Source organism: Micromonospora sp. LOL_015 (assembly GCF_048060275.1).
Classification (GTDB): domain Bacteria; phylum Actinomycetota; class Actinomycetes; order Mycobacteriales; family Micromonosporaceae; genus Micromonospora_E.
In genome coordinates this window covers 1-23358 of the sequence record NZ_JBHMIO010000041.1, presented here as the reverse complement: position 1 = coordinate 23358, position 23358 = coordinate 1, and the positions used below count along the sequence as shown (strand labels likewise).

Annotated in this window: 24 protein-coding genes; 13 read left to right on the top strand and 11 right to left on the bottom strand. The window is 69.5% G+C overall.

Annotated elements, in window-relative coordinates; translation table 11 throughout:
- Positions 1-275 precede the first annotated feature (275 nt).
- A complete protein-coding gene (locus ACFHWU_RS24065; protein ID WP_416591643.1) occupies positions 276-1532 on the top strand; it encodes an alpha/beta fold hydrolase in 1257 nt (418 codons plus the stop codon).
- A gap of 16 nt (positions 1533-1548) precedes the next feature.
- On the top strand, positions 1549-2472 hold the full coding sequence (locus tag ACFHWU_RS24060; RefSeq protein ID WP_416553823.1) for an NAD-dependent epimerase/dehydratase family protein: 924 nt from the start codon (positions 1549-1551) through the stop codon (positions 2470-2472).
- 5 nt (positions 2473-2477) lie between these two features.
- On the opposite strand, the gene ACFHWU_RS24055 is transcribed toward ACFHWU_RS24060, so the two are convergent.
- Complete coding sequence (locus ACFHWU_RS24055; RefSeq protein ID WP_416553825.1) at positions 2478-2747, bottom strand: hypothetical protein; 270 nt, start codon at positions 2745-2747, stop codon at positions 2478-2480.
- A 526-nt stretch (positions 2748-3273) separates the two neighbouring features.
- Between ACFHWU_RS24055 and ACFHWU_RS24050 the strand changes: the two genes are divergently transcribed.
- The 9 genes from ACFHWU_RS24050 (at position 3274) to ACFHWU_RS24010 (ending at position 12006) form a co-directional block, all read left to right on the top strand.
- Positions 3274-4668, top strand: coding sequence for an efflux RND transporter periplasmic adaptor subunit (locus ACFHWU_RS24050; protein WP_416591642.1), 1395 nt, complete (start codon positions 3274-3276; stop codon positions 4666-4668).
- A gap of 80 nt (positions 4669-4748) precedes the next feature.
- Positions 4749-5930, top strand: coding sequence for an efflux RND transporter periplasmic adaptor subunit (locus tag ACFHWU_RS24045; RefSeq protein WP_416591641.1), 1182 nt, complete (start codon positions 4749-4751; stop codon positions 5928-5930).
- Positions 5927-6670, top strand: a complete 744-nt coding sequence (locus ACFHWU_RS24040; protein ID WP_416591640.1) for an ABC transporter ATP-binding protein — start codon at positions 5927-5929, stop codon at positions 6668-6670. The genes ACFHWU_RS24045 and ACFHWU_RS24040 overlap by 4 nt, the downstream gene beginning before the upstream one ends.
- Positions 6658-7869, top strand: a complete 1212-nt coding sequence (locus ACFHWU_RS24035; RefSeq protein WP_416591639.1) for an ABC transporter permease — start codon at positions 6658-6660, stop codon at positions 7867-7869. Before ACFHWU_RS24040 ends, ACFHWU_RS24035 begins: the two co-directional genes overlap by 13 nt.
- A gap of 11 nt (positions 7870-7880) precedes the next feature.
- Entirely contained in the window at positions 7881-8402 is a 522-nt protein-coding gene (locus tag ACFHWU_RS24030) for a hypothetical protein (protein ID WP_416591638.1), read from the top strand.
- On the top strand, positions 8395-8574 hold the full coding sequence (locus ACFHWU_RS24025; RefSeq protein ID WP_416591637.1) for a hypothetical protein: 180 nt from the start codon (positions 8395-8397) through the stop codon (positions 8572-8574). The genes ACFHWU_RS24030 and ACFHWU_RS24025 overlap by 8 nt, the downstream gene beginning before the upstream one ends.
- A 456-nt stretch (positions 8575-9030) precedes the next feature.
- Positions 9031-10395 (top strand): NarK family nitrate/nitrite MFS transporter, encoded by a 1365-nt coding sequence (locus tag ACFHWU_RS24020; protein ID WP_416569340.1) that lies wholly within the window; start codon positions 9031-9033, stop codon positions 10393-10395.
- A gap of 11 nt (positions 10396-10406) precedes the next feature.
- Positions 10407-11666 carry a phosphoribosylamine--glycine ligase gene (gene purD / locus ACFHWU_RS24015; protein ID WP_416591636.1) on the top strand — a complete coding sequence of 420 codons (1260 nt, stop codon included), beginning with the start codon at positions 10407-10409 and terminating at the stop codon, positions 11664-11666.
- 64 nt (positions 11667-11730) lie between these two features.
- Positions 11731-12006 carry a DUF2795 domain-containing protein gene (locus ACFHWU_RS24010; RefSeq protein WP_123606462.1) on the top strand — a complete coding sequence of 92 codons (276 nt, stop codon included), beginning with the start codon at positions 11731-11733 and terminating at the stop codon, positions 12004-12006.
- Between the two features lie 32 nt (positions 12007-12038).
- Here ACFHWU_RS24010 and ACFHWU_RS24005 read toward each other — a convergent pair whose 3' ends face one another.
- From ACFHWU_RS24005 to queF, 6 genes are all read right to left on the bottom strand, one after another.
- Positions 12039-13619: an AMP-binding protein gene (locus ACFHWU_RS24005; RefSeq protein ID WP_416591635.1), complete on the bottom strand. Its 1581-nt coding sequence runs from the start codon at positions 13617-13619 to the stop codon at positions 12039-12041.
- Between the two features lie 94 nt (positions 13620-13713).
- Complete coding sequence (locus ACFHWU_RS24000) at positions 13714-14166, bottom strand: SCP2 sterol-binding domain-containing protein (RefSeq protein ID WP_282232857.1); 453 nt, start codon at positions 14164-14166, stop codon at positions 13714-13716.
- Between the two features lie 130 nt (positions 14167-14296).
- On the bottom strand, positions 14297-14653 hold the full coding sequence (queD, locus tag ACFHWU_RS23995; RefSeq protein WP_416553845.1) for a 6-carboxytetrahydropterin synthase QueD: 357 nt from the start codon (positions 14651-14653) through the stop codon (positions 14297-14299).
- Positions 14653-15300 (bottom strand): 7-carboxy-7-deazaguanine synthase, encoded by a 648-nt coding sequence (gene queE, locus ACFHWU_RS23990; protein ID WP_416591634.1) that lies wholly within the window; start codon positions 15298-15300, stop codon positions 14653-14655. Before queE ends, queD begins: the two co-directional genes overlap by 1 nt.
- Positions 15297-16010 carry a 7-cyano-7-deazaguanine synthase QueC gene (gene queC / locus ACFHWU_RS23985; protein WP_416553849.1) on the bottom strand — a complete coding sequence of 238 codons (714 nt, stop codon included), beginning with the start codon at positions 16008-16010 and terminating at the stop codon, positions 15297-15299. Before queC ends, queE begins: the two co-directional genes overlap by 4 nt.
- Before the next feature lie 232 nt (positions 16011-16242).
- Positions 16243-16614: a preQ(1) synthase gene (gene queF, locus ACFHWU_RS23980; RefSeq protein WP_416553851.1), complete on the bottom strand. Its 372-nt coding sequence runs from the start codon at positions 16612-16614 to the stop codon at positions 16243-16245.
- A 664-nt stretch (positions 16615-17278) separates the two neighbouring features.
- Between queF and ACFHWU_RS23975 the strand changes: the two genes are divergently transcribed.
- A complete protein-coding gene (locus tag ACFHWU_RS23975) occupies positions 17279-18103 on the top strand; it encodes an Rmt family 16S rRNA (guanine(1405)-N(7))-methyltransferase (RefSeq protein WP_416553853.1) in 825 nt (274 codons plus the stop codon).
- 73 nt (positions 18104-18176) lie between these two features.
- Here the strand turns inward: ACFHWU_RS23975 and ACFHWU_RS23970 are convergent, their stop codons facing one another.
- From ACFHWU_RS23970 to ACFHWU_RS23960, 3 genes are all read right to left on the bottom strand, one after another.
- The gene (locus ACFHWU_RS23970; RefSeq protein ID WP_416591633.1) at positions 18177-18956 is read right to left on the bottom strand and encodes a hypothetical protein; all 780 of its coding nucleotides are present in this window, start codon (positions 18954-18956) and stop codon (positions 18177-18179) included.
- 163 nt (positions 18957-19119) lie between these two features.
- Positions 19120-20295 carry a tRNA-ribosyltransferase family protein gene (locus ACFHWU_RS23965; RefSeq protein WP_416591632.1) on the bottom strand — a complete coding sequence of 392 codons (1176 nt, stop codon included), beginning with the start codon at positions 20293-20295 and terminating at the stop codon, positions 19120-19122.
- Between the two features lie 95 nt (positions 20296-20390).
- A complete protein-coding gene (locus ACFHWU_RS23960; RefSeq protein WP_416591631.1) occupies positions 20391-21077 on the bottom strand; it encodes an IPT/TIG domain-containing protein in 687 nt (228 codons plus the stop codon).
- A gap of 220 nt (positions 21078-21297) precedes the next feature.
- Between ACFHWU_RS23960 and purB the strand changes: the two genes are divergently transcribed.
- Positions 21298-22731 (top strand): adenylosuccinate lyase, encoded by a 1434-nt coding sequence (purB, locus tag ACFHWU_RS23955; protein ID WP_416591630.1) that lies wholly within the window; start codon positions 21298-21300, stop codon positions 22729-22731.
- 2 nt (positions 22732-22733) lie between these two features.
- Here purB and ACFHWU_RS23950 read toward each other — a convergent pair whose 3' ends face one another.
- Positions 22734-23153 (bottom strand): YbjQ family protein, encoded by a 420-nt coding sequence (locus ACFHWU_RS23950; protein ID WP_416553863.1) that lies wholly within the window; start codon positions 23151-23153, stop codon positions 22734-22736.
- Between the last annotated feature and the right edge of the window lie 205 nt (positions 23154-23358).

Here is a 23358-nt window from a genome sequence, read left to right as displayed (position 1 = left end):
CACGAAGCCTTGCAGCGCTGAACCGCGCAGACTTGGTGGCGATCGAAGGATTCACTGAGGAAAATATGAGGAAGGATTGCGGTCGGTGACCCGTGCGGTGGATTTATGTGATCACTGCAACGCCAATTCTGACCGGAACGCTACACCATTTCTGTCGGGTCTCAAACAGTCCGACTGTGAGAGGTGCTGCTGACCTGCGCATCCGGGCCCACACCAGTCGGAGCTCAAGATCGTCCGCCGAGGGGTGGGCGCGAATTGGGCGGTACGCTCAGCCGATGGCCGGCGACACCTACCGCTTCGGCGAGTACGAACTGGATATGGCCCGCTACCAGCTGCGGCGGTCCGGTAAACCGGTCCACGTGGAGCCCCGGGCGCTCGACCTCCTGCAGTACCTGATCGAGCATCGGGACCGGGTGGTGACGAAGAACGAACTGCTAGACCAGGTTTGGGGCGACCGTTTCGTCAGCGAGGCGGCGCTGACCACCGGGCTGCGTACCGCCCGGATCGCCGTCGGTGACACCGGCCGTCACCAGCGGCTGATCCGGACCGTGCACCGGCGGGGCTACCAGTTTGCGATGCCGGTGACGGTGACGAGGGCCGCTGACTCCGCCGACCCTGGGTCGGAGCCCGCCGCGTACCCGACCCGACCGGCACCGGCCCGGTCGGTCGTCGCCGGGGAGACCGGCGGTGCGGACCGCCAGGTCGTCCGGTTCTGCCGGGCCGACGACGGCACCCGGATAGCCTACGCCACCGTCGGATCCGGCCCGCCGCTGCTCAAGGCGGCCAACTGGATGACCCATCTCGATCTGGAGTGGACCACCCCGGTGTGGTCGCACTGGCTCAACGGGCTGGCCCGGGACCGGCAGCTGGTCCGCTACGACGAGCGGGGGTGCGGCCTGTCCGACTGGGACGTGCCGAGCTTCTCCTTCGACGACTGGGTCGACGACCTGGACACCGTGGTCGAGGCGGTGGGGCTGGACCGGTTTCCGCTGCTCGGTGTCTCCCAGGGCGGTGCGGTGGCGGTCGCGTACGCCGTGCGCCGGCCGGAGCGGGTCAGCCGGTTGATCCTCGCCGGCGCGTACGCCCGGGGCCGCCAGGTCCGGGCCCGCAGCCAGGCCGAGCGGGACGAGGCGGCCCTGGATCTGAACCTGGCCCGGGTCGGCTGGGCGCACCAGGATTCGAGTTTCCTCGGCGTCTTCGCCTCCCAGTTCCTGCCCGAGGGCACCCCGGAGGAGTTGGAAGAGTTCATCGGCTTTCAGCGGCGGACCACCTCGGCGGCGAACGGGGTCCGGTTTCTGGAGGAGTTCGCCCGGATCGACGTCTCGGACATCGCCCACCGGGTGCAGTGCCCGACATTGATCCTGCACTGCCGCGACGACATGCGGGTTCCCGCCTCGCAGGCCAGCGAGCTGGCCACCCTCATCCCGGACAGTCAACTGGTGCTGCTGGACAGCCGCAACCATCTGCTCACCGCCTCGGAGCCGGCCTGGCCGGAGTTCCTGGCCCAGATCGACGCATTCCTGACCGACTGACCAGAGGAGAGCCGACATGAGGATCCTTGTCGTGGGCGGGTCCGGCCTGATCGGTACGCACGTCGTCGACCTGCTGCGCGAGCGCGGCCACGCGGTGACCACGGTGGCACGGACCGCCCGTACCGGGGTCGACCATGTGCTCGACGTCGAGACCGCCTCGGTCGACGATCTGCGGCCGCTGCTCACCGGCCACGACGGCGTCGTGTACGGCACCCGGGTCGACGAGCAGCGGGTGCTCCCCGCGCCGATCCATCCCGTGCTGCGCAGTGAACTCGTCGATCCCGTGGCGCGGATGTTCACCGCTGCCCGGCACGCCGGCCTGACCCGTGGGGTCCTGCTCGGCTCCTACTACACCTACCACGACCGGCTTCGTCCCGAGTGGCGGCTCGGCGAGCGGCACGCGTACATCCGGTGCCGGCTGGAACAGGCCCGGCAGGTGCGGACGGCGGCCGGAACCGACCTGCCGGTCACCGTGCTGGAGCTGCCGTTCGTCTTCGGCCGAGCCGGTGACCGGCTACCGAACTGGGCCGGTCCGCTGGACCGGTGGGCACGGTCGGCGGCGCCGCTGCTGGTCCCGGTCGGCGGAACCGCCGCGGCCTCGGCCGGCAGCGTCGCCGTCGCGGCGGTCGACGCGATCGAGGGAGCGTGCGGCGGGGACGTTCCGGTCGCCGACGCCAACCTGACCTGGGTCGAGATGGTCGGGCGGATCGCCGAGGCGGTGGGCCGGCCACGCCCGGTCCGGCGGCTGCCCTCCGGTGCGGTCCGCGTGGCCCTGCGGGCCGGCGGCGCACTGCAGGCGCTCGCCCGCAGGGAATCCGGGCTAAACCCCGCTCACCTGGCCGACCTGCTCCTCGACGAGCTGTTCATCGAGCCGCTGACGGGCCGGTCGCTCGAACCGTCGTTGCAGGAGACCTTCGTCGCGTCACCTGCCGGCAGGTGAGTGGGTCACTCGGCCGGCTGCAGGGGTTCGCAGGCGGCCAGCGCCGCGGCGACGGTCGGGTCCGAGGAGTCCAGTTCGTCGGCCCACTCGACGTCGTTCTCTGCCAGGCAGTTGCGGTACGCGACGATGCCGCTGGCGTCCGTCCCGTTCTCGGTGCCGCCGCCGGGACCGCCCCGACCGCCGGGACCGCCCCGACCGCCGGGCGGTAGCTCGGACTGACACGCCTCCTGCGCCGCCGCCCAGGTGTCGTCGTCGACGTCGTCAGGTCGGAGCATGTCGCCGAATCCGCCGCCCGTCCTGCCGCCGCGCGGTTCCGCACCGCCCGGTCCCGCACCACCTGGCGCGCCGGACGGCAACCCCGACGGGAGCTGCTCCGACGGCATCCCGTTCGGGGCACCACGTCGGTAACCACCTCCGGCTTCGGGAACCTCCACGCCGTCGACCCCGTTGTCCCGCAGGCAGTCCACGTACTCCGCCATGGCTCCGGCGCCAGCTGCGGCGGTTTCGCTGTCCGAGTCCGGGTCAGACGCGCTACAGGCGACAATTAGCAGCAGGCAGATGCCTCCGGCAGCGCCCCACATCGAACGACTGAGCGCAACATGCACGATCATGCCCTCCCCATCAGATGGCCTGCGACGGACGTCGCCGGTGCGGGCGTCAGCAGAGCTGACGAACCTCCGCGTCACGTGAGGGTTTGCTGTGACCGCGCTGGGGATGGCGACCAACGCCGGGGTGGGTTCACAGGAAACGCCGAGCTGCCCCCGAGCTGGCCCTGAGCCGGTGCCGGAACACTTTCAATCCATGAAACTCGGCTCCATCAGGGCGCTGGTCAGTCGGCTGCCCGCGAGCCGGCGACTTGTCGCCGTGGCGGCCGGTGCGACGCTGATCCCGGCGGGTGCCGTCGCCTACGCGGTCGCCAGCCCGACGAGCACCGACGGCGCCGTACCCGTGGCCATGACGCAGGTGGACAGAGGGACGGTCACTGTTGCGATCGCCGCGACCGGCTCGGTCGCACCGGCCGAGGACCGCCAGCTCGGCTTCGCGGTTACCGGCAGGGTGACCAGGCTGGACGTACGGCTCGGGCAGGACGTCGCCGCCGGTGACGTGCTCGCCGCCGTCGACGACAGCGACGCGGCGGCAGCTGTCGAACAGGCTGAAGAGGCGCTGACGGCAGCGCGGGAAGCCCTTGCCGAGGCGCAGGCGGACGCCCGCACGGACGGGACGGACAGCGACGTGAGCACCGGGTGCACGACGACCGCGCTGGCGGCCTGGACCGCTCCCGACCCCACCACCAGCCCGACGCCGGATGCGACTGGGTCGGCTGCCCCGGACCCGTCCCCAACTGTCGGCACCACCAGCTCGCCGGCACCTTCGCTTACCGCGTCCGTACCGTCGGAAAAGCCCACCCCGACCCCACCGGCCGCGCCGGCCAACTCGCCGGCCGCGCCCACCGGCGACCCCGGAGACCGGGCCGACGGCTCCGACAGCGGTTGCGGCACGGCGGCGGACGGGCGTTCCGGCGGTGGCGGAGCCGGATCCGGGTCAGGACCCGGGTCGTCGGCCGGGGGCGAATCCGGTGGAGACCCGGTGCTGCGGGCCCGGCAGCAGGTCACTGCGGCGCAGCTACGGCTCGCCGTCGCCGAGGACGACCTCGCCGGTACGGTGATCAGCGCTCCGATCGACGGCAAGGTGCTCGGTGTCTCCGGCGCCGTCGGCAGCACGGTACGAGCCGGTGGCACCTTCATCAGACTCGGCGCGGTCGCCGAGATGCAGGTGACCGCGAGCTTCCCCGAGGCCGACGCCGCGCGGTTGTCGGTCGGCCAGCCGGCCGTCGTCACCCTGGCCACCCGGCCGGGCGAGGAGTTCCCCGCCCACCTCGGTCAGGTCGACCCGGTGGGCAGCGTCGAGGGCCAGCTGGTGCGCTACGGCGTGATCGTCGACTTCGACGACGTCCCGGCCGGCCTGCTGGTCGGTCAGAGCGCCGGGGTACGGATCGTCGTCGACGAGGTGACCGACGTGGTACGGGTTCCGGTCACCGCGGTGAGCCGCAGCAGCGTCGGCGGCGAGGACATCGTCGCCGTGCGGGACGGGTCCGGCGTTGAGCAGCAGCGGGTGGTGAGCGTGGGCGTCCGTGGCGACCAGTACGTCGAGGTGACCGACGGGCTGGCGGTCGGCGACGAAGTGGTGGGTGGGTGATGCGATCCGCCGGTCGACTCTCAGCCGCCAACGAGCCCGCTCCGAGTCAGCGTCGAGGAAGCCATCAGAAGCTGTCCGCCATGCCTGTGCGTCGCCTCGCCGGCCTTCGCCGGCCGTTGATCCTCAATGCGGTTCTCGTCCTGGCGGTACTCGGCATGCTCGGCTGGACGTACTACACGGTGGCCGGGCCGGACACCGCCGCTGTCGCCGCCGGTTCGGCGGCAACCGCGACCGTCGTCGTCGAGCAGGCCACGGTCACGGCGACGGTCACCGCCTCCGGTTCGGTACGCAGTGCGAAGACGGCGGTCGCCGACTTCGTCACCGACGGTACGGTCACCGAGATCCTGGTGTCCGTCGGGCAGCAGGTCGATGAGGGCGCGGTCCTCGCCCGGGTCGACGACACGGTGGCCCTGCGGGAACTGGACGCCGCGCGGGCCGACCTCGACGCCGCGCAGGACGCACTCGACACCGCAGAGGTCGCGGGCGTGTCGACGGCTGACGCCGTCGCCGCGGTGACCGAGGCGGAACTCGCGGTCGACGAGGCGCAGGCGGCCGTCGACGGCACGTCGTTGACAGCCCCGATGGCCGGTACGGTCGTTGCGGTCAACGGCAGCGTCGGCGCGTCGACCGGTGGTGGCACCGGGTCGTCGTCAGCGGGTGGTGGCACCGGGTCGTCCTCGTCGTCGGATGCCAGCGGGTTCGTGGATCTGGCCGACCTGACCCAGCTGGAGGTGACCGCCTCGGTGTCGGAAACCGATGCGACGCGGCTCGAAACCGGTCAGCCGGCGACCGTACGTTGGAACGCGCTGCCGGAAACCGAAGCCAGCGCGAGCATCGGGGTCATCGACCCGAACGCGACCACCACCAACGGCGTGGTGAGCTATCCGATCACCCTCGACCTGGACTCGCTGCCCGAAGGCGTCCGGCCCGGACAGACCGTGGAAGTGACGGTGGTCGTCGGCGAGGCGGTAGACGTGCTGACCGTCAGCCCAGCCGCGCTGACCGGCACCGGCACCCGGCAGTCGGTCACCGTACTGGTCGACGGCGCACAGGTCAGCCGTACCGTCGAGGTCGGCCTGCAGGGTGACGACGCGGTGGAGATCGTCTCCGGACTGGCCGTCGGCGAACGGGTGGTGGTGGTCATCCCCACCGAGCCGGAGAGCGGGTCCGGCGGCTTCCCCGGCGGTGGCGGGTTCCCCGGTAGGGGCGGACCGGGTGCCGGTGGTTTCTCCGGCGGCGGCAGGCCGGGCGGTGGCCGGTGAGCCCGGTTCTCGACGTACGGGACGTAACCAAGGTGTACGGCGTCGGTGAGTCGGCGGTCGCCGCTCTGCGGGGCGTGTCACTGCAGGTCGACCGCGGCGAGTTCGTCGCCGTGATGGGCTCGTCCGGTTCCGGTAAGTCGACGCTGATGAACATCCTCGGCTGTCTGGACGTGCCGAGCACCGGCCGCTACCTGATCGACGGGGTGGACGTCAGCCGGCTCACCGAGCGGCAGCTCGCCATGGTCCGTAACCGCCGGATCGGCTTCGTCTTCCAGTCGTTCAACCTGATCCCGTGGAGCACCGCCGTGGCGAACGTCGAGCTGCCGCTGGCGTACGCCCGGGTCCGTCCGACCGTGCGACGTCGGCGGGCGCTGGCCGCGCTCGACCTGGTCGGGCTGGCCGGACGGGCTGGGCATCTGCCGAACCAGCTCTCCGGCGGCCAGCAGCAGCGGGTCGCCCTCGCCCGCGCGTTGGTGACCGAACCGGCGCTGGTGCTGGCGGACGAACCGACCGGCAACCTGGACAGCGCGTCCACCGAGGAGGTGCTGACCATCTTCGACCAGCTCAACGCCGACGGCCGCACCATCATGCTGATCACCCATGAACCGGAGGTGGCTGACCGGACCTGCCGGCTGCTACAGGTCCACGACGGGCGGATCGTCTCCGACGACCGACGCCACGGTGCCGGTCGGCCGGGTGCGGGCGAGTCGTACCGGGAGGTCGCCCAGTGGGGCCGGTAGAGATCATCCGCTCCGGGCTGCGCGGCATCGGCGCGAACAAGCTGCGTTCGGCGTTGACCACACTCGGCATCCTGATCGGCGTGGCTGCGGTGATCCTGCTCGTCGCCGTGGGCAACGGGTCGGCGCAGGCGGTCAACGAGCGGATCGAGGCGCTCGGCACCAACACGATCACCGTGTCGGCGTCCGGCGCTGGCGGCGCCGGGCTGACTGTCGCGGTCGCCGAGGCGCTGCACGATCCGGTGCTCGCCCCGGACGTCCGTTCGGTGTCGCCGGTGGTTAGCACCTCGGCGACGCTTACCTACGGCGACGCCGACCACTCCGTCGGGCAGTTCGTCGGCAGCTACCCGAGCTACCTGGCGGCGTCGAACACGCCGGTCGGCGAGGGGGTCACCTTCGCCGAAGTCGATGTCGCGCAGGGCCGCCGGGTGGCGCTCGTCGGGCAGACCGTGGTCGACGAGCTCTTCGCCGGGACGGATCCGCTGGGCAACCAGATGATGGTCGACGGCACCCTGTTCACCGTGGTCGGCGTGCTCGCCGAGAAAACCTCCACCGGCGGATTGCAGGACGCCAACGACCTGGTGGTGGCGCCGTTGACTGCGGTGCGTCAGACATTGACCGGGTACGGGTCGATCAACTCAGTGCTGGTGGAGGCGGCTGGGTCGGACCGGGTCGACGCCGCGCAGGCGCAGGTCAGCGCGATCCTGGACCGCAGGCTGGCCACGGACGGCGCTGCCGGCTCCCGCGGCGTCTCCGGCGGCTCCTCGTACCGGATTCAGAACGCGTCACAGCTGCTGGAGACGCAGGCGTCGACGGCGGAGACGTTCACTGTGCTGCTCGGCGCGGTCGCGGCGATCAGCCTGCTGGTCGGCGGGATCGGCATCACCAACATCATGCTGGTGACGGTGACCGAACGGACCCGCGAAATCGGTATCCGCAAGGCGCTCGGCGCCCCACCCGGCACGATCATGGCCCAGTTTCTCGTCGAGGCGACGCTGCTCAGCGCGATCGGCGGCGGGGCGGGGGTCGCGGTCGCGGTGATCGGCAGCCGGTTCACCATCGTCGGGGTGGAGCCGGTGATCGTGCCGGGCTCGGTGCTGCTGGCGTTGGGCGTGTCGGTGGCGATCGGCCTCTTCTTCGGCAGCGTCCCGGCCCGCCGGGCGGCGAACCTGCGACCCATCGACGCCCTGCGGTACGAGTAGGTGACCGACCGATGACAACTGGTGGAGATGACGTGCGCGACGACGACGCCGAATGGCTGGCCGCAGCGACGCCTCGGCCGTGGACGAACCGGCTCACTCCGTGGCTGGTTGCCGTGCTGCTGTCGGTCGCCGGGTTCGCCGTCGGCGTGGCGGTGCCGTTCAACGACGACGACACCGGCGCGGGTGCCGGGCCCGGACTGCGCGGAGCCGGCGCCGGACAGCTCCGATCTGGGGCTGGGGAGTTCCAGCCGGGGGCGGGGCAGCTCCAGCCGGGCGGCGCGGCCGACGCGACGGGCGCCGAAGAGGTCGGCCCGCAGCCGGCAGCGGTCGGCACGGTCAAGCTGGTCGACGGCGACACGGTGTACGTGGAAACCGAGGCCGGGGAGGTGGTGATCGTGCGCACGGGTGACGGGACGGCCGTCCGGGTGCCCGGTGATCTTGAGGGGTTGGCCGTCGGCCTGCCGGTGTCGGTGGCTGGCGAAACCGCGACGGACGGCACCGTCACCGCCGAGTCGATCTTAGCCGGTGACTGACGGCCGAGATCCGCGCCAGCGGGCTGCGCACATCCAACGCGACGGCACCTTCTCGGTGGTGCCGCAGATGAAGGGCGGCTGCACCACCGCGGCCCAGCTGCGCCGGATCGCCGACGTGGCCCGAGAAACACCAGGTGCCGCTGGTCAAACTGACCGGCGGTGTTCCGGCTGACGTCGGGGCAGTTGCGTGCGGTGTCGGCGGTCTGCCCGCAATGCCGGCGGCCCGCTCGCCGACGGGCTGATCGACGCCGAGGTGATGATCTACCCGCTGTACCAGCACGTCTTCGAGTTGGCGACCGGATGCTCCCGCAGTGGGCAGCCGCCGTTGCGGAAGCTACCCGGTCCGGCAAGACCCGGCCGGCACGATGTGGGTGTCGGTGCCGGCGGCACGGGTTTCGACACCGCCCGCCGGTGGCGACGGCCGCGATCTCACAACGTCGGGGCCGGATCGGTGCGAACCATGACCACGCCCCGACATCACCGTTTTCTACGCCAGGAAACATTCGGTTCATAGCCTGACTGCCCAATGCCACCCCGGTAGACGCCCGATCATCGCCGATCCGGAAACGTCGCTCGGCAGCATCTCGATCGCCACCCTACGGCACCCGATGGCTAAGGAGCCAACCTGATGGCCAACGAGACAGTCAACGCGGAGACCATCGAGACCCGCCCCCAGGATAACCGGAAACGGTGGATCGCCCATTGGGAGCCGGAGGACCCCACGTTCTGGCGTACGGTCGGCCGGCCGGTGGCCCGGCGCAACCTCATCTTCTCCATCTTTGCCGAACACATCGGTTTCTCGGTGTGGCTGCTCTGGAGCATCGTGGTGGTGCGGCTGAGCAGCGCCGGGTGGGACCTCAGCGTCAGCCAGACGCTCTGGCTGACCGCCGTACCCAGCGGTGTCGGGGCGTTCCTGCGGCTGCCGTACACCTTCGCGGTGCCGATCTTCGGCGGCCGCAACTGGACGGTCGTCTCCGCCCTGCTGCTGATCATCCCGTGCGCCGGTCTCGCCTGGGCGGTCAACAATCCGGAAATCGGGTACGGCACCCTTCTGGTGATCGCCGCGACAGCCGGATTCGGCGGCGGAAACTTCGCATCCAGCATGGCCAACATCTCGTTCTTCTACCCGGAACGGGAAAAGGGCTGGGCGCTCGGCCTGAACGCCGCCGGCGGCAACGTCGGCGTCGCGGTGGTGCAGTTCCTGGTGCCGAAGGTGATCGTGCTCGGCGGTGGGCTGGCGTTGTCCCGGGCCGGTCTGATGTACATCCCGCTGGCGGTCATCGCGGCGGTCTGCGCCTACCTCTACATGGACAACCTCGCCGAGGCGAAAGCGGACGTCGAACCGGTCTGGTCGTCGCTGCGCCACCCCGACACCTGGATCATGTCGCTGCTCTACATCGGCACGTTCGGCTCGTTCATCGGCTACTCGGCGGCGTTCCCGACCCTGCTGAACGCGGTGTTCAACCGGCCGGACATCGCGCTCGGCTGGGCGTTCCTCGGTGCCGGGATCGGCTCGGTCGCCCGGCCGCTCGGCGGCCGGCTCTCCGACCGGATGGGCGGCGCCCGGGTGACCGCGGCCAGCTTCGTCGTCCTCGCCGCCGGCGCCTACGCGGCCCTGTGGGCGGTGCAGCAGCAGAACCTCGGCGTCTTCTTCGTCAGCTTCATGGTGCTGTTCGTCGCCACCGGCATCGGCAACGGGTCGACGTACCGGATGATCTCGAAGATCTTCCGGGTGAAGGGTGAGGACCGGGGCGGCTCTGCGGAGACGATGCTGCGGATGCGCCGGGAGGCGGCCGGCGCGCTCGGCATCATCTCGTCGGTCGGCGCATTCGGCGGCTTCCTGGTGCCGATCTGCTATGCCTGGGCCAAGTCGACATACGGCAACATCGAGCCGGCGCTGCGCTTCTACGTCGTGCTGTTCGTGGTGATGCTGGCCGTCACCTGGTTCGCCTATCTGCGGCGGGGTTCCCGGATGGCGCAGGCCGGCGTCTAGGATCGGCCGTTGTGCGCGTACTTCTCATCGGCAGTGGCGGACGCGAGCACGCGCTCGCGTCCAGCCTGGCCGCCGACCCCGCCGTCGACCAGTTGATCGCAGCTCCGGGCAATCCGGGCATCGCGGAGGTGGCCGAGCTGCGCCCGGTCACCGCCACCGACCCGCAGGCGGTCGCCGCGCTCGCCGTCGAGGTGGCGGCCGACCTGGTCGTGGTCGGCCCGGAGGCGCCGCTGGTCGCCGGGGTCACCGACGCGGTACGCGCCAAGGGCATCGCCTGCTTCGGGCCGTCCGGCGCGGCTGCCGTTCTGGAAGGCTCCAAGAGCTTCGCCAAGGACGTGATGGCCGCCGCCGGGGTGCCGACCGCCCGCGCCGTGACCTGCCGGAGCGCCGACGAGGTGGCCGCTGCGCTGGACGCGTTCGGCACCCCGTACGTGGTGAAGAACGACGGGCTGGCCGCCGGCAAGGGGGTGGTGGTGACCGACGACCGTGCCGCCGCCCTCGCCCACGCCGACTCCTGCGGGCAGGTGGTGGTCGAGGAGTACCTGGCCGGGCCGGAGGTGTCGCTGTTCGTCGTCACCGACGGCACGGCGGCGGTGCCGCTGCTGCCCGCCCAGGACTTCAAGCGCGTCAGCGTCGGCGACACCGGCCCGAACACCGGCGGCATGGGTGCGTACGCGCCGTTGCCGTGGGCGCCGCCGGACCTGGTCGACCAGGTGATGGCCGAGGTGGTGCACCCGACGCTGGCCGAGATGCGCCACCGGGGCACCCCGTTCGCCGGGCTGCTCTACGTCGGGCTGGCGGTCACCGCCGCCGGCCCCCGGGTGATCGAGTTCAACGCCCGGTTCGGCGACCCGGAGACCCAGGTGGTGCTGGCGCTGCTGGAGACCCCGCTGGCCGGCCTGCTGCACGCGGCGGCGACCGGTACGCTCGCCGACCACCCGCCGCTGCGCTGGCGGGACGGGGCAGCGGTGACCGTGGTGCTCGCGTCGGCCGGCTACCCGGCAGCGGCCCGCACCGGCGACGTGATCACCGGCGACGCGATCTCCGGTGCCGGGCAGGCCGGGATCAGCCACGCCGGCACCGCCCACGACGCCACGGGGCAGTTGGTCTCGGCCGGTGGTCGGGTGCTCAGCGCCACCGGCGTCGGTGCCGACCTGGCCGACGCGCGGGACGCCGCGTACCGGCTGCTGGCCGGGGTCGACCTGCCCGGCGGGCACTTCCGGACGGACATCGCCCTGGCCGCCGCCGAAGGTCGGATCACCCTGCCCTGACCCGGGTGCCGGATCACCCCGTGCCGGGCGGATAGCGGGCCGCCCGGCGGGTACGCCCCGGCGCATGGGGACGAGCTACCAGGACGTACTGGACAGTCTGAACGAGCTGGACTTTCCCGCCGACAAGGAACAGATCGTCGCGGAGGCGCGGCGGGTCGGTGCCAGCCCCGGCGTGGTACGCGCGTTGCGCGGCCTGCCGCCGGTCGAGTACGCCAACCGTACGGAGGCGGCCCGCTCGGCGCACATCGACGCCGCGCCGGAGCAGGACCCGGCCCAGCGGGCGGCGCGGGCGCGGTTCCGGGACCACCAGCGGGTGGCGCAGCATCTGCGCCAGCCGTGAGTGCCGGGGTTCACCAAGTCCGGGCCGGGGGGTCAGCTGCCCGAGGGCCGGGGCAGGTCCCGGGTGACCACCTTGCCGGCGGCGTTGCGCGGCAGCGCCGACAGGAAGATCACATGCCGGGGGACGGCGAACCGGGCGCGGTAGCGGCGCACGTACTCCCGGACCGACTCGGCGTCGAGCGTCTCCTGCGGATGCAGCACCAGGTACGCGGCGAGCCGCTGGCCGTACTCCGCGTCGGGCAGGCCGACCACCGCGGCCTCGCGTACCTGCGGTAGCTGGGCCAGCAGGTCGGCGACGTCGGACGGGAAGATGTTCTCCCCGCCGGAGACGATCATGTCGTCGGCTCGGCCGCCGACGAAGAGCAGCCCGTCGGCGTCGACGTGGCCGAGGTCGCCGGTGCCGAGCAGCCCGTGCCGGCGTTCGGCCATGCCGTCGTCGCTGGTGGTGTAGCCGTCGAAGAGCAGCTCGTTACCGACGAAGATCTGCCCGACCTGCCCGGTCGGCACCGGTTCGCCGTCCGGCCCGAGCACCGCCAGCCGGGTGCCGTACGGCGGCCGGCCGGCGGTGTTCGGTGCCCGGCGCAGGTCGGCCGGGGTGGCGATGGCAGCCCAGGAGACCTCGGTCGACCCGTACAGGCTGTAGAGCACGTCGCCGTACCGGTCCATGAACCGGGTGGCGATGCCGCCGCCGAGCGCCGAGCCGCTGACCGCGACCACCCGCAGCCCGGTCGGCTGCCGCCGAGGCTCCGGTACGTCGTGCAGCAGCCGTTGCAGCATCACCGGCACGGCGAACAGCGCGGTGCAGTCGTGCCGGTCGACGGCGGCCAGCGCGGCTGCCGGCTCGAATCGTCGGTGCAGCACCACCGTGGCCCGCAGCGCGAACGCGATCTGCAGGGCGGCGTACCCCCAGGTGTGGAAGACCGGCGTGGCGATCATGATCCGGTCGTGGACCCGCAGCGGGATCCGGTCGATGATCGACGCCAGCGGTCCGAAGCCGGTCGGGGTCCGTCGCCGGGCGCCCTTCGGGGTGCCGGTGGTGCCGGAGGTGAGCACGATGGTGCGGCCGTCGCGGCGCGGTGGCTCCAGCCGGGTGTCCGTCGGTGCGTCGCGCAGCAGCTGCGCGACCCGGGTCTCGTCGACCCGGACCACCGCGGTGTCGACCTCGACGACCTGTTCGCCGAACTCGCGGTCGTGCAGCAGCACCCGCAGCCGCTGCTCGTCGGCGACGGCGGCGAGCTGCGGCCCGGCCAGCCCGGGGTGCAGCAGGACGGTGTCCGCGCCGAGCAGCCCGGCGGCGACCATCGCGGTCACCATGTCGGGGTGGTTGCGGCAGAGCAGGCCGATCCGGTCCCCGGCGGAGACGTCCAGCGCGGTACGCAGCGCGCCCGCCAACCGCTCGGCGCGGTCCAGCAGCTCCCGGTAGGTCAGCTGTTGTTCGCCGTCGTCGATGAGCGCGACCCGGCGTGGATCGCGGGCGGCGGCCTGGCGCAGTTCGCCGACGAGGGTGAACCCCCAGCGACGCAGTGCGGCGAATTGGGCGACGGTCCGCACCGGCGAGCCGGGGGTGAGCACCCCGCGTCGGGTCAGCGTGGAAATCAGGAACGGCAGGTCCACCGGCACACACCCCCAGCTGCGGGCGTGACCGGTCGGAGGGATGGTCGACCCCGCTGATACAGGACACGTATCAGGCGGGGCTACGGATCGGTGGTCAGCTCTTGGGGATGTCGAACAGGTTGGGGATCTGGGCGGCGAGTCCGAGATCGCCCTTAGCCTTGAGTTTGCCGGTCATGAACATCATCATCGGGTTCGCGGTGCCGGCGACGACCTTGAGGAAGTCGACCGGTCCGAGGGTCAGGCTCAGTCGCGGTTCGCGCTCGGCGGCCGGGGATACCACGCAGGTGCCGTTGTCGACGACGATCTCGTAGGTGTCGGTGCCGCCGTCCGGCCGGCCGGTGATGTTCCAGTGGATCACCGCGCTGGTGGCACCGGCTTTCTCCGGACGGAACAGGACGGGCATCCGGTTGAACACCTCGTCGAGGACCTTGCCGCGCAGGTCGCCCTGCATCACCTCGGCGATCTTGGAATCCGGGGTGGTCTTGACCAGCTTGCTGAACTCCTTCGCGTCGATGGACGCGAAGTTGGCCGGGTCGAACTCGGTCATCAGATACCCTCCAGATCGGAACGTCGGGCCTACCTTAGCGTAATGTTACGCGTCGGTAGGTTCGGCCGGTGGGGCCTGACGCGGACCCCAGCCGCTGCGGTGGCCCGACCACCCGTAGAGTCGGGCGTGCTCAGTCCTCGCCTCGGTAGACGCAGCCGGAGGTGCAGGTTTCCCGAACCACCACCGCCGACAACGGCAACTGACCGGCAAGTCGTTGCCAGATCCATCGGGCCAGCACTTCGCTCGTCGGATTCTCCAGTCCGGCAATCTCGTTGAGGTAGTGGTGGTCGAGTTGGTCGCGGACCGGCGCGAACGCCTGCTTGAGGTCGCCGAAGTCGATCACCCAACCGGTTTGCGCTCCGACCTGGCCACTGACGTGCACGGCGACCCGGTACGAGTGTCCGTGCAGGCGGGCGCACTTGTGGCCTTCGGGTACGTACGGCAGCCGGTGTGCGGCCTCGAAGGTGAACTCCCGGAAGATCTCCATCAGGCAATCCCAATGTATTTGTGGGTCTGTAAACTCAAACGCCACTGTGGATTCTCTAGGCAGTACCGCACCGCAGCCGCAGTATTGGCGACTCGATTCGGCCCGTCCATTGGCTGCAGTAGAAAATGGTTGAAGTCGAGGTGCTCGAAGCGAGCCGGGTCGGCCTCTGGCTGGGGAAAGACCAGCTTCAAGTCGTCACCTCGGGTGAGTACGACACTCGCGCCAGCCTTGGGACTGACACAGATCCAGTCGATGCCCGCAGGTGCGGGCAGAGTGCCGTTGGTCTCGACCGCGACCTCGAAGCCTGCTTCGTGCAGGGCGGTCACAGCCGTCTCGTCCAGCTGCAACAGTGGTTCGCCGCCGGTGCAGACCACGTACCGTCGGCTGCGGGGGTGCGCCCGCCCTTGCCAAGCCTCTGCGACGGCGGCGGCCAGCTCGACGGCGGACGAGAACCGCCCGCCCCCAATGCCGTCGGTGCCGACGAAGTCGGTGTCGCAGAATTGGCAGATCGCACGATGTCGATCGCGTTCTCGCCCGGTCCAGAGGTTGCAACTGGTGAAGCGGCAAAAGACTGCGGGGCGACCGGCGTGCGTACCCTCGCCCTGGAGTGTGTAAAAGATCTCCTTGACCCGGTACACGCCGATCATCCGTCGCCGGAGATGGCAGGGTCGATCATGCCGAGCTCGGCGAAACCGCGTTGACGGAGCAGGCAGGAGTCGCAACTGCCACAGGCCCGGTCGTCGATCGGGTCGTAGCAGCTGTGTGTCCAGGCGAAGTCGACTCCCAGCTCCAGGCCCCGCTGGATGATTGCGGCCTTGCTCAGCCGGATCAGTGGGGTGTGGATGCGCAACCGCTGTTGCCCCTCGACGCCGGCCTTGGTGGCAAGATTGGCCATTGCTTCGTACGCAGCGATGTACTCCGGGCGGCAGTCCGGGTAGCCGCTGTAGTCCAGCGCGTTGACCCCGAGGAATATGTCTGAGGCGTTCAGGGTCTCAGCCCAGGCCAGCGCAAACGACAGGAAGATCGTGTTGCGCGCCGGTACGTACGTTACCGGGATGGTGTCATCCATCTCGTCGGTGCTGGTGCGGTGTGGTACCGCGAGCGCGTCGTCGGTCAGTGCCGACCCGCCGAAGGCCCGCAGATCGATGTCGGCGACGATGTGCTGGGCCGCGCCGAGTGCCTTCGTCACGCGGGCGGCGGCGTCAAGCTCGACGGTGTGTCGCTGCCCGTACCGGAAACTGAGCGTGTGGGTCCGGTAGCCCTCGTGTATCGCGATCGCGAGCGCCGTCGTGGAGTCGAGGCCACCGCTGAGCAGCACAACGGCATTACGCGTCCCTGCCGGCAGGTGCTCCGTCACCTTCCACCCCCGTCCGTTGGCATCGGTCTAGCCAGCTGGCAAGCATACCCAGCGTGCCGCCGGAGCCCCGATCAGGGCCAGCGTTCCGGTAGGGATCGGAGTCCTCGTATCAGTCCATTCGAGTAGGGTGTTGTGCCGTTGATGGCCAAGAGGGAATCCCCGTTCCTTGAGGGCAGGGAGGAAGCCAAGTGTTGTGGGCGTCCAGGAAGGCCCTTCATCAGGCGGCCGTGACTCAGCGCCGGTAGGTGCTCGACGCTGCTAGCGCGATGCCGCCGCGGACGTTGAAGTCAACCGTGACCTTGAGAAAGATGGGATCGAGTGCGGCTACCAGATCATCCCGCATCCTCGTGGCCAGGTGCTCGTGGAAGATGCCTTCATCCCGGAAGGTCTCCAGGTAGAGCTTGAGGCTCTTGGTCTCCACACCCCGGTCACCCGGACGGTAGTCGATCCGGATGGTCGCCCAGTCCGGCTGCCCCGTGATGGGGCAGCGGCAGGTGAACTCCCGGCAGTCAATCGTGATCTCCTGCGAGCTGTCCGTAATCGGAAAGGTATCGAGTGTTCCGTCAGGCTTGGCCTGCGCCTGCCCAAGCTTAGTCAGCGCCATGGACCGATCATAGGCTCTGCCGTAATGCGCCCATTTTGCTCCTAACCTCGGCCGCCGCGTGCAGCATGTCCGGTACGTCCACCGTCTTGACTGACAGCAGAGAGTTATGAGTCCCACACCGCCCAATCGAAGGTGACCCGCGTGGCCCACTGGCAAGTGGGACACGTCCGGGAGATCGTGTCGCCGTAGGGTTCCGGATCGCCGACCAGTCGTCGGCGGCACGCGCCCGCTACGAACACTCGCATTGCGATGGCGAAGCTGCTGACCACAGGGCCTACCCCGGGGAACCTGTCTGACGGCAACTCCTCCCTGCTGGTGACCCAAGGCAGCTACCCGCACCCGAGGTTATGATCTTGCTAGTTTCGAAGCCGGGTGGCAGCGTCACGTACCGTGGTGCTGCACGGGGAAGGTCGGAGGTGATTTTCGGGATGAGCCTGGGGGAAATCTGCTCACTCCCCCGGTCCGCTCTGGGCGGTGGAGATCCCGAAGAGAGGTGGTACCAGGATTCTGGGAATTCCCAACGCGGTCAGCCGGGTGGCGCAAATCGCTGCGGTACTGACGCCGGAGCCCGACGAAACTTTGACCTGTCGGAGCAGGAGAACCCCGGAGGGCGGTTCGATCTCTCCGTTGATCACTATCGTTTTCCTGCACTATGGACCGAGCAATGACGCGATCTGCGGGCGACGAGCGAGTCGACGAGATTGTGCAGGCCATTGTGAAGAGTCGGCGCTACCAGACGGTGGCTCCAGTCACCGTGCGACGTCTGGCCAGAGCCGCTCTCGTCGCGGCTCGGGGCGATGTTTCCGATGCGGTGAAACGGACCAAGCGCGGACTACATGAGATTTACGGTGCGTTTTTGCCGCCCAAGCCGCCCAACTATGCAGCGTTACTCAGCCAGATCGAATCTGCCGTTGACACCGGAGATGACGAAGCGCTACAGGGAGCCCTCCGACGTGCGATGTCGGTGCATCTATCCACCCGGGAGCGGCTGCCACACCTGGCGGGGTTCTACCAAGAAGTTTTCCGTGACCTGCCCGAGCCGAGTACGGTGCGTGACTTGGCCTGTGGCCTCAGTCCGCTAGCTGTGCCGTGGATGGGTCTACCCGAGCAGGCCATGTACGTCGCGTCCGACATCGACGCCCGCCTGATCGACTTCGTGGGTTCCGTGCTGACGAGATTGGGTGTACAACACCGGGTGGGGGTGGCTGATATTCTTGAGGATCGGGTTCACGAGCCAATCGATGTCACGCTACTTCTGAAGACCTTGCCCTGCCTGGAAACTCAGCGCCGGGGATCCGGTTGGGAAGCGATCGACCTCGTCAACTCGCCGATTATCGTGATAACCTTTCCGACCAGATCTCTTGGTCGGCGGTCGAAAGGGATGTTTCAGACCTATTCGCGAAGCTTTGAGTCGCAGGTCCGGGAGCGGTCATACAGCTTCCGGCAACTGGAGATTGGCAACGAGCTGGTCTACGTCATTCAGAAGTAGCTTTTGCCTGATTTTTCAGAAGACCTGAAACGAGCGAATTCGCGGCTCAAGGCGGACCGATACCACCTGAGTCTTACCCCTTGTGGATCGCTATCAGCTCCTCCGACGCCAGGCTGGCCCGTGAAAAGCGCCAACCCCGATCGCGGGCCAGCGCGGAGAGCTCTTCGACATGTCGAGAAACGAAGACCGCGGCTCGGCCGTTCATGGCCCGGGTAGGGAACGAAACCACCACATCGCGGCAGTCCAGTCGGTCGATCAGCGCCTGCCCGGCACCCGTACGGCGTCCCTCCAGGCAGTGGTACGTCTTCAGTAGTAGCGCCAGGTCGCCGCTCACCGGCCGGCCGTCGGCGAGCACATCCTCGTGCTGGACCTCGCAGTCCGGGTAGGTCCGCGCCAGAAACGCGTTACCCAACGCGACGAACGACGCGTTGAAGTCGTAGCCGACGTACCGGGCCTCGCTGACCTGCCTCAACCAGGGCAGGGTGAACGGGTTCAGCGCGCACGCGAGGTCCGCCACCGTCCGTGGCGGCGGTACCAGTCCGAACAGGATGGGGTAGAAGTCGTCGAGGTCGGGCAGACGCTCGGCGGTGGAAAAGTGGCCACCCAGCATCTGCCGGCACCAGTCCCGCCGGCCCTGCGGATCGTCGAGATCGGCTCGGTCGACGGCCCGTCGTAGCGCCGGTGGCCGGGCGGTGAGCAGATGCAACGCAGCCACTTTGTGTAACCGGGCCCGGACCCGTCGTTCCAGCTCGGTCGGGTCGCCAGTGCCCCGCCCTTCGCGCCGCACCAGGTCGACAATGGTCTCCGGATGGATGTCGCGGTACTTGGCGGCCGAGGTGAGCCGGGCGATCACCTTGTCGACGGCGGGAGGATCGGCCGTTCGTGCTGTTGACGTGGCGATGCCCGGTGGGTGGGCACCGGCTCGGCCTAGCGGGTGGTGACCTGCTGGCCGCAGGCTGGCCAGTGATTGATCGTGGTCCGGCGCTGGGTCCGGTGGAGGTGTGGTCACCGGTCGGTCATCCCTGCCCGCCCGGCTCGGGTGCGGCGGGTCCGGCCAGCTGGCCGGACCGAATCATCTCCAGCAGGCGGGTGTAGAAGCGAAGATTGTGCAGGGTGGCGAGCCGGTCCGCCAGTCCGTCCTTCACCCGGAACAGGTGGTGCAGATAGCTGCGGCTGTACCTCTGGCAGGTCGGACAGTCGCAGGTCGGGCAGATTGGCTGGTCCTTGCGGGAATTCTCCTCGTCGAGGATGTAGATGTTCTGGTAGAAGCTCCGATCCGGAGTGAGCTGCCGGCTGGCGATATCAGGTTTGAACGCGTAGAGGCGGCCGTGTCGGGCGTCGCGAGTTGGGAGCGTGCAGTCAAAGATCCATCGAGTGTCGAGTTCGCAGAGGGCGACCAGATGCTCGGGCCGGCCGACTCCGAGGGCGAACAGCGGCGCGTCGGGCGGAGTGCTCCGGGCGAGCAGGGTGAACATGTCACGCTCCAACTCGCCGGCGGAGTTCAGTGGCCAGCCGCCGAATCCGAACCCCTGCGCCCCCGACTCGACGAGGGCGTCGACGCAGCGTTGCCGCAGGGTCGGATCGGTACCGCCTTGGACCACCCCGACCAACAGGGGCGGCTCCGAGGTCCGGCGCTGCCGACATTGGAGGTCGTACGCCTGTCGGGCCTGCCGGAACCAGCGGATCGTGCGCTCGGTGGAGGCGAGTTGCTGAGCCGGGGAGTCCTCCGGGCCGGTGCAGTCATCGAGGGCGATCACCACGTCGGATCTGAGGCCGAATTGCCATTCGATGACCTTTTCTGGGGTGAGTACGATCTTCTTCGTGTCGGGCGATTCTTGAAAAGTCACCCCGTTCGATCGGATTGATCCTGTCTGACCCCGTTTGCGGATGAGAGAGAGTATCTGGAACCCGCCGGAGTCAGAGACGATCACACCGTCCCAGGCCATGAAATGGTGTAGCCCGCCGGCCCGTCGGACGGCCTGGAGCCCGGGGCGCTGGGCCAGGTGCATGGCGTTCACCATCACCGCCTGGATCCCCACTGCTGCCAGGTCACGGCTGTCGACCGCGCGGACCGAGGCCCGCGTGCCGTCGGGTAGGAACGTTGGCAGAGCGATCGAACCGTGAACGGTCTCCAGTCGGTGCCCGGTCTGGGATGGGTGCCCAGCGGGAGCGGCAGGGTCTGCGGAGATCATCAGGTCGCAGCTCCTCGATCGCGGCAGACGGCTTCCCTACGATACGCGACCCGCCGGACACCATCTCAGCCGCCATCTTGTCAAAGAAGCCAAATTCACCTCTTGTCGACGTCGCCGATCAGTCTCGTCCCTGGGTCGAGTTGTCCGCCGGCGGCGAACCGCAGGGCGGCGCCAACCAGGATCGCCAGGAGGCCGCTGACAACGAGCGGGCCCAGGGCGCGCCCAGTGACCGGAAGGCCGTGATCCGATGCCCCGTAGGCTGGTCCGCCGGCTACCAATGGTCCTTCCCCGACATACCGGAAAGCCATCTCGTTGGAGGTACCGGCCGGAGTGCTGACGGAAATCGTCGTCGCACCGTCCTCGCAGACGGGAGTCGGGAAGGTCAACACGTTGAAGGCGCCGCCGACCGTGACGACCGCTGGCCCGAGCGTCCGTCCGCAGACTGTCACCTGGGTCTGCCCGGGGATGAAGCTGGTACCGCTGACCGTCGCCGTCGTACCGCCGGCGGCGGTACCCTCACCGGGGTTCACCGAGTCGATCCAGGGCGTGGCATCGCTGCGATACGCGGAGCCGATGAGCGCTTCGACGCCCGTAGGTCTTGGTGGAGCCGGGTCGGACGGTTGCGCTGGCCACGCGTACGCCGCCTCGGCAACGGTCGCCGTGGCGACGGGTCCGTCACCTTCCGCCGCCGTGACCGGCCCGGACGCAGACAGGCCGGCCAGTGCTCCGGCCAGAGCTGCGACGGCGAGCATGGATGTATTGCGGCGTGTGGTGGTACGCACAGTTCCTCGTCTCGGACTTCGGCCTCACCGACCCAGGTGGGGATGCGACTCGCACCGTCGGGCAGGAGCAGGAGCGGCGTGGCCGGAAGAATCCGGCAACGACAGGCTGAACGACGGAAAATGCGGCCAGTTACGCAATGGTCCCTAGATCCGCCAGATCAGTCAGATTGCCACCGGCTGCCCGGCGGGGCCGGCAGGCCGGCGTGTCAGACTGCCGTACGTGACATCGCGCCCGCAGATCCCCAACGTGCTCGCCGCCCGGTACGCCTCCACCGAGCTCGCCGCTCTGTGGTCCCCGCAGGAGAAGGTCCGGCTGGAACGGCGACTCTGGCTCGCCGTCCTGCGCGCCCAGCGCGACCTCGGCATCGCCGTGCCCGATGGGGTGATCGAGGCGTACGAACGGGTCGTCGACCAGGTCGACCTGACCGCCATCGCCGAGCGCGAGCGGGTCACCCGGCATGACGTCAAGGCCCGGATCGAGGAGTTCAGCGCGCTCGCCGGCCATGAGCACATCCACAAGGGGATGACCTCCCGGGACCTGACCGAGAACGTCGAACAGCTGCAGATCCGGGCATCGCTGGAGCTGATCCGCGACCGGGTCGCCAGCACCCTGGCCCGGCTGGCCCGGCTCGCCGTCGAGCACACCGACCTGGTCCTCGCCGGCCGCTCACACAACGTCGCCGCCCAGGCCACCACGCTGGGCAAGCGGTTCGCGTCGGCGGCCGAGGAGCTGCTCATCGCGTACGAACGGTTGACCGACCTGATCGACCGCTACCCGCTGCGCGGCGTCAAGGGGCCGGTCGGCACGGCCGCCGACCAGCTGGACCTCTTCGACGGTGACGCCGCCAAGGTCGCCGAGCTGGAGCGCCGGGTCGCCGGTCACCTCGGCTTCCGGCGGGTGCTGGACAGCGTCGGCCAGGTCTACCCCCGCTCCCTCGACCTGGACGTGCTCTCCGCCCTGGCCCAGGTCGCCGCCGCCCCGTCCTCGCTGGCCACCACCATCCGGCTGATGGTCGGCCACGAGCTGGTCACCGAGGGTTTTCGGCCCGGGCAGGTCGGCTCCAGCGCCATGCCGCACAAGATGAACACCCGATCCAGCGAGCGGGTCAACGGGCTGGCCGTGGTGATCCGGGGCTACCTGTCGATGGTCGGCGAGCTGGCCGGCGACCAGTGGAACGAGGGCGACGTCTCGTGCTCGGTGGTGCGCCGGGTGGCGCTGCCGGACGCGTTCTTCGCCGCCGACGGGCTGTTCCAGACCTTCCTCACCGTGCTTGACGAGTTCGGCGCGTACCCGGCGGTGGTCGCCCGGGAACTCGACCGCTATCTGCCCTTCCTGGCCACCACCCGGATTCTCGTCGCGGCGGTGCGCGGCGGTGTCGGCCGGGAGGTAGCGCACGAGGTGATCAAGGAGCACGCGGTCGCGGTGGCGCTGGCCATGCGGGAGCAGGGTGCCGCCGACAACGACCTGTTCGACCGGCTCGCCGCCGACGGGCGGCTCGGGTTGAGCCGGGACGAGATCGCAATGGTGGTCGCCGACCGGGCTGGCTTCGTCGGCGCCGCGCCGTCGCAGGTGCGGGCGGTGGCGGACCGGGTGGCCGCGGTGGTCGCCGACCACCCGGTGGCCGCCGCCTACCAGCCGGCCCCGATCCTGTAGACCTACCTGCCGCCGGAGCCGGCCGAGCCGCCGGTCTCGTTGCCGGCGCTGGCGTCGGCGTGACTCGCGTCGATCTTCGACTGCTTCGAGTCGTCGCCGGCGTCGGGCCGGATCTGCAGCACCACGGCGGCCGTCCCGTACGCACAGAGCTCCATGTGGGTGCTGCCCACCTGCCGGGTGTCGAACCGCATTCCGATGACGGCGTTCGCGCCCTTCTTCTTGGCAGCATCGCCCAGCTTGCCGATGATCTCGGTCCGGTACTTGGTGAGGCTGGCCGGTCCGCCCGGGTCGGACTTGCCGCCCCGCAGCGCCTTGACGCCTTCCTTGAAGGGGTTGATCGAGCGGACCACCGAGGTGACCACCTCACCCAGCACAATCCGGATTTCGTATCCCGGTAGATCGTTCGTCGTCACGATCAGCACGGAACCGATGGTATGAGTGATGGTGTGCCCTGCTCGCGGGCATTGGTGGGGCCTGCGCCATCCGTCAAACGGCACAGCGCGGCCACTTGGTACCTCAGCGGAGCCCGCGCCAGCTAGCGGTCAGCGGACACCCGCTGGGCAGGCACTAGGGCGTGTATCAAAGTCGGCCGTGGGCGGGTGACGACTTTCGGCGTGTCGCTGCCCG

Coding starts and splice junctions, on each gene's coding strand:
- ACFHWU_RS23975 (WP_416553853.1), top strand. CDS start 17,279: ATGACGCGATCTGCGGGCGACGAGCGAGTCGACGAGATTGTGCAGGCC.
- ACFHWU_RS24060 (WP_416553823.1), top strand. CDS start 1,549: ATGAGGATCCTTGTCGTGGGCGGGTCCGGCCTGATCGGTACGCACGTC.
- ACFHWU_RS24065 (WP_416591643.1), top strand. CDS start 276: ATGGCCGGCGACACCTACCGCTTCGGCGAGTACGAACTGGATATGGCC.
- ACFHWU_RS24010 (WP_123606462.1), top strand. CDS start 11,731: ATGGGGACGAGCTACCAGGACGTACTGGACAGTCTGAACGAGCTGGAC.
- queD (WP_416553845.1), bottom strand. CDS start 14,653: ATGGAGATCTTCCGGGAGTTCACCTTCGAGGCCGCACACCGGCTGCCG.
- ACFHWU_RS24020 (WP_416569340.1), top strand. CDS start 9,031: ATGGCCAACGAGACAGTCAACGCGGAGACCATCGAGACCCGCCCCCAG.
- ACFHWU_RS24055 (WP_416553825.1), bottom strand. CDS start 2,747: ATGCTCCGACCTGACGACGTCGACGACGACACCTGGGCGGCGGCGCAG.
- ACFHWU_RS24000 (WP_282232857.1), bottom strand. CDS start 14,166: ATGACCGAGTTCGACCCGGCCAACTTCGCGTCCATCGACGCGAAGGAG.
- ACFHWU_RS24045 (WP_416591641.1), top strand. CDS start 4,749: ATGCCTGTGCGTCGCCTCGCCGGCCTTCGCCGGCCGTTGATCCTCAAT.
- ACFHWU_RS24030 (WP_416591638.1), top strand. CDS start 7,881: ATGACAACTGGTGGAGATGACGTGCGCGACGACGACGCCGAATGGCTG.
- queF (WP_416553851.1), bottom strand. CDS start 16,614: ATGGCGCTGACTAAGCTTGGGCAGGCGCAGGCCAAGCCTGACGGAACA.
- ACFHWU_RS23965 (WP_416591632.1), bottom strand. CDS start 20,295: ATGATCTCCGCAGACCCTGCCGCTCCCGCTGGGCACCCATCCCAGACC.
- ACFHWU_RS24050 (WP_416591642.1), top strand. CDS start 3,274: ATGAAACTCGGCTCCATCAGGGCGCTGGTCAGTCGGCTGCCCGCGAGC.
- queE (WP_416591634.1), bottom strand. CDS start 15,300: ATGATCGGCGTGTACCGGGTCAAGGAGATCTTTTACACACTCCAGGGC.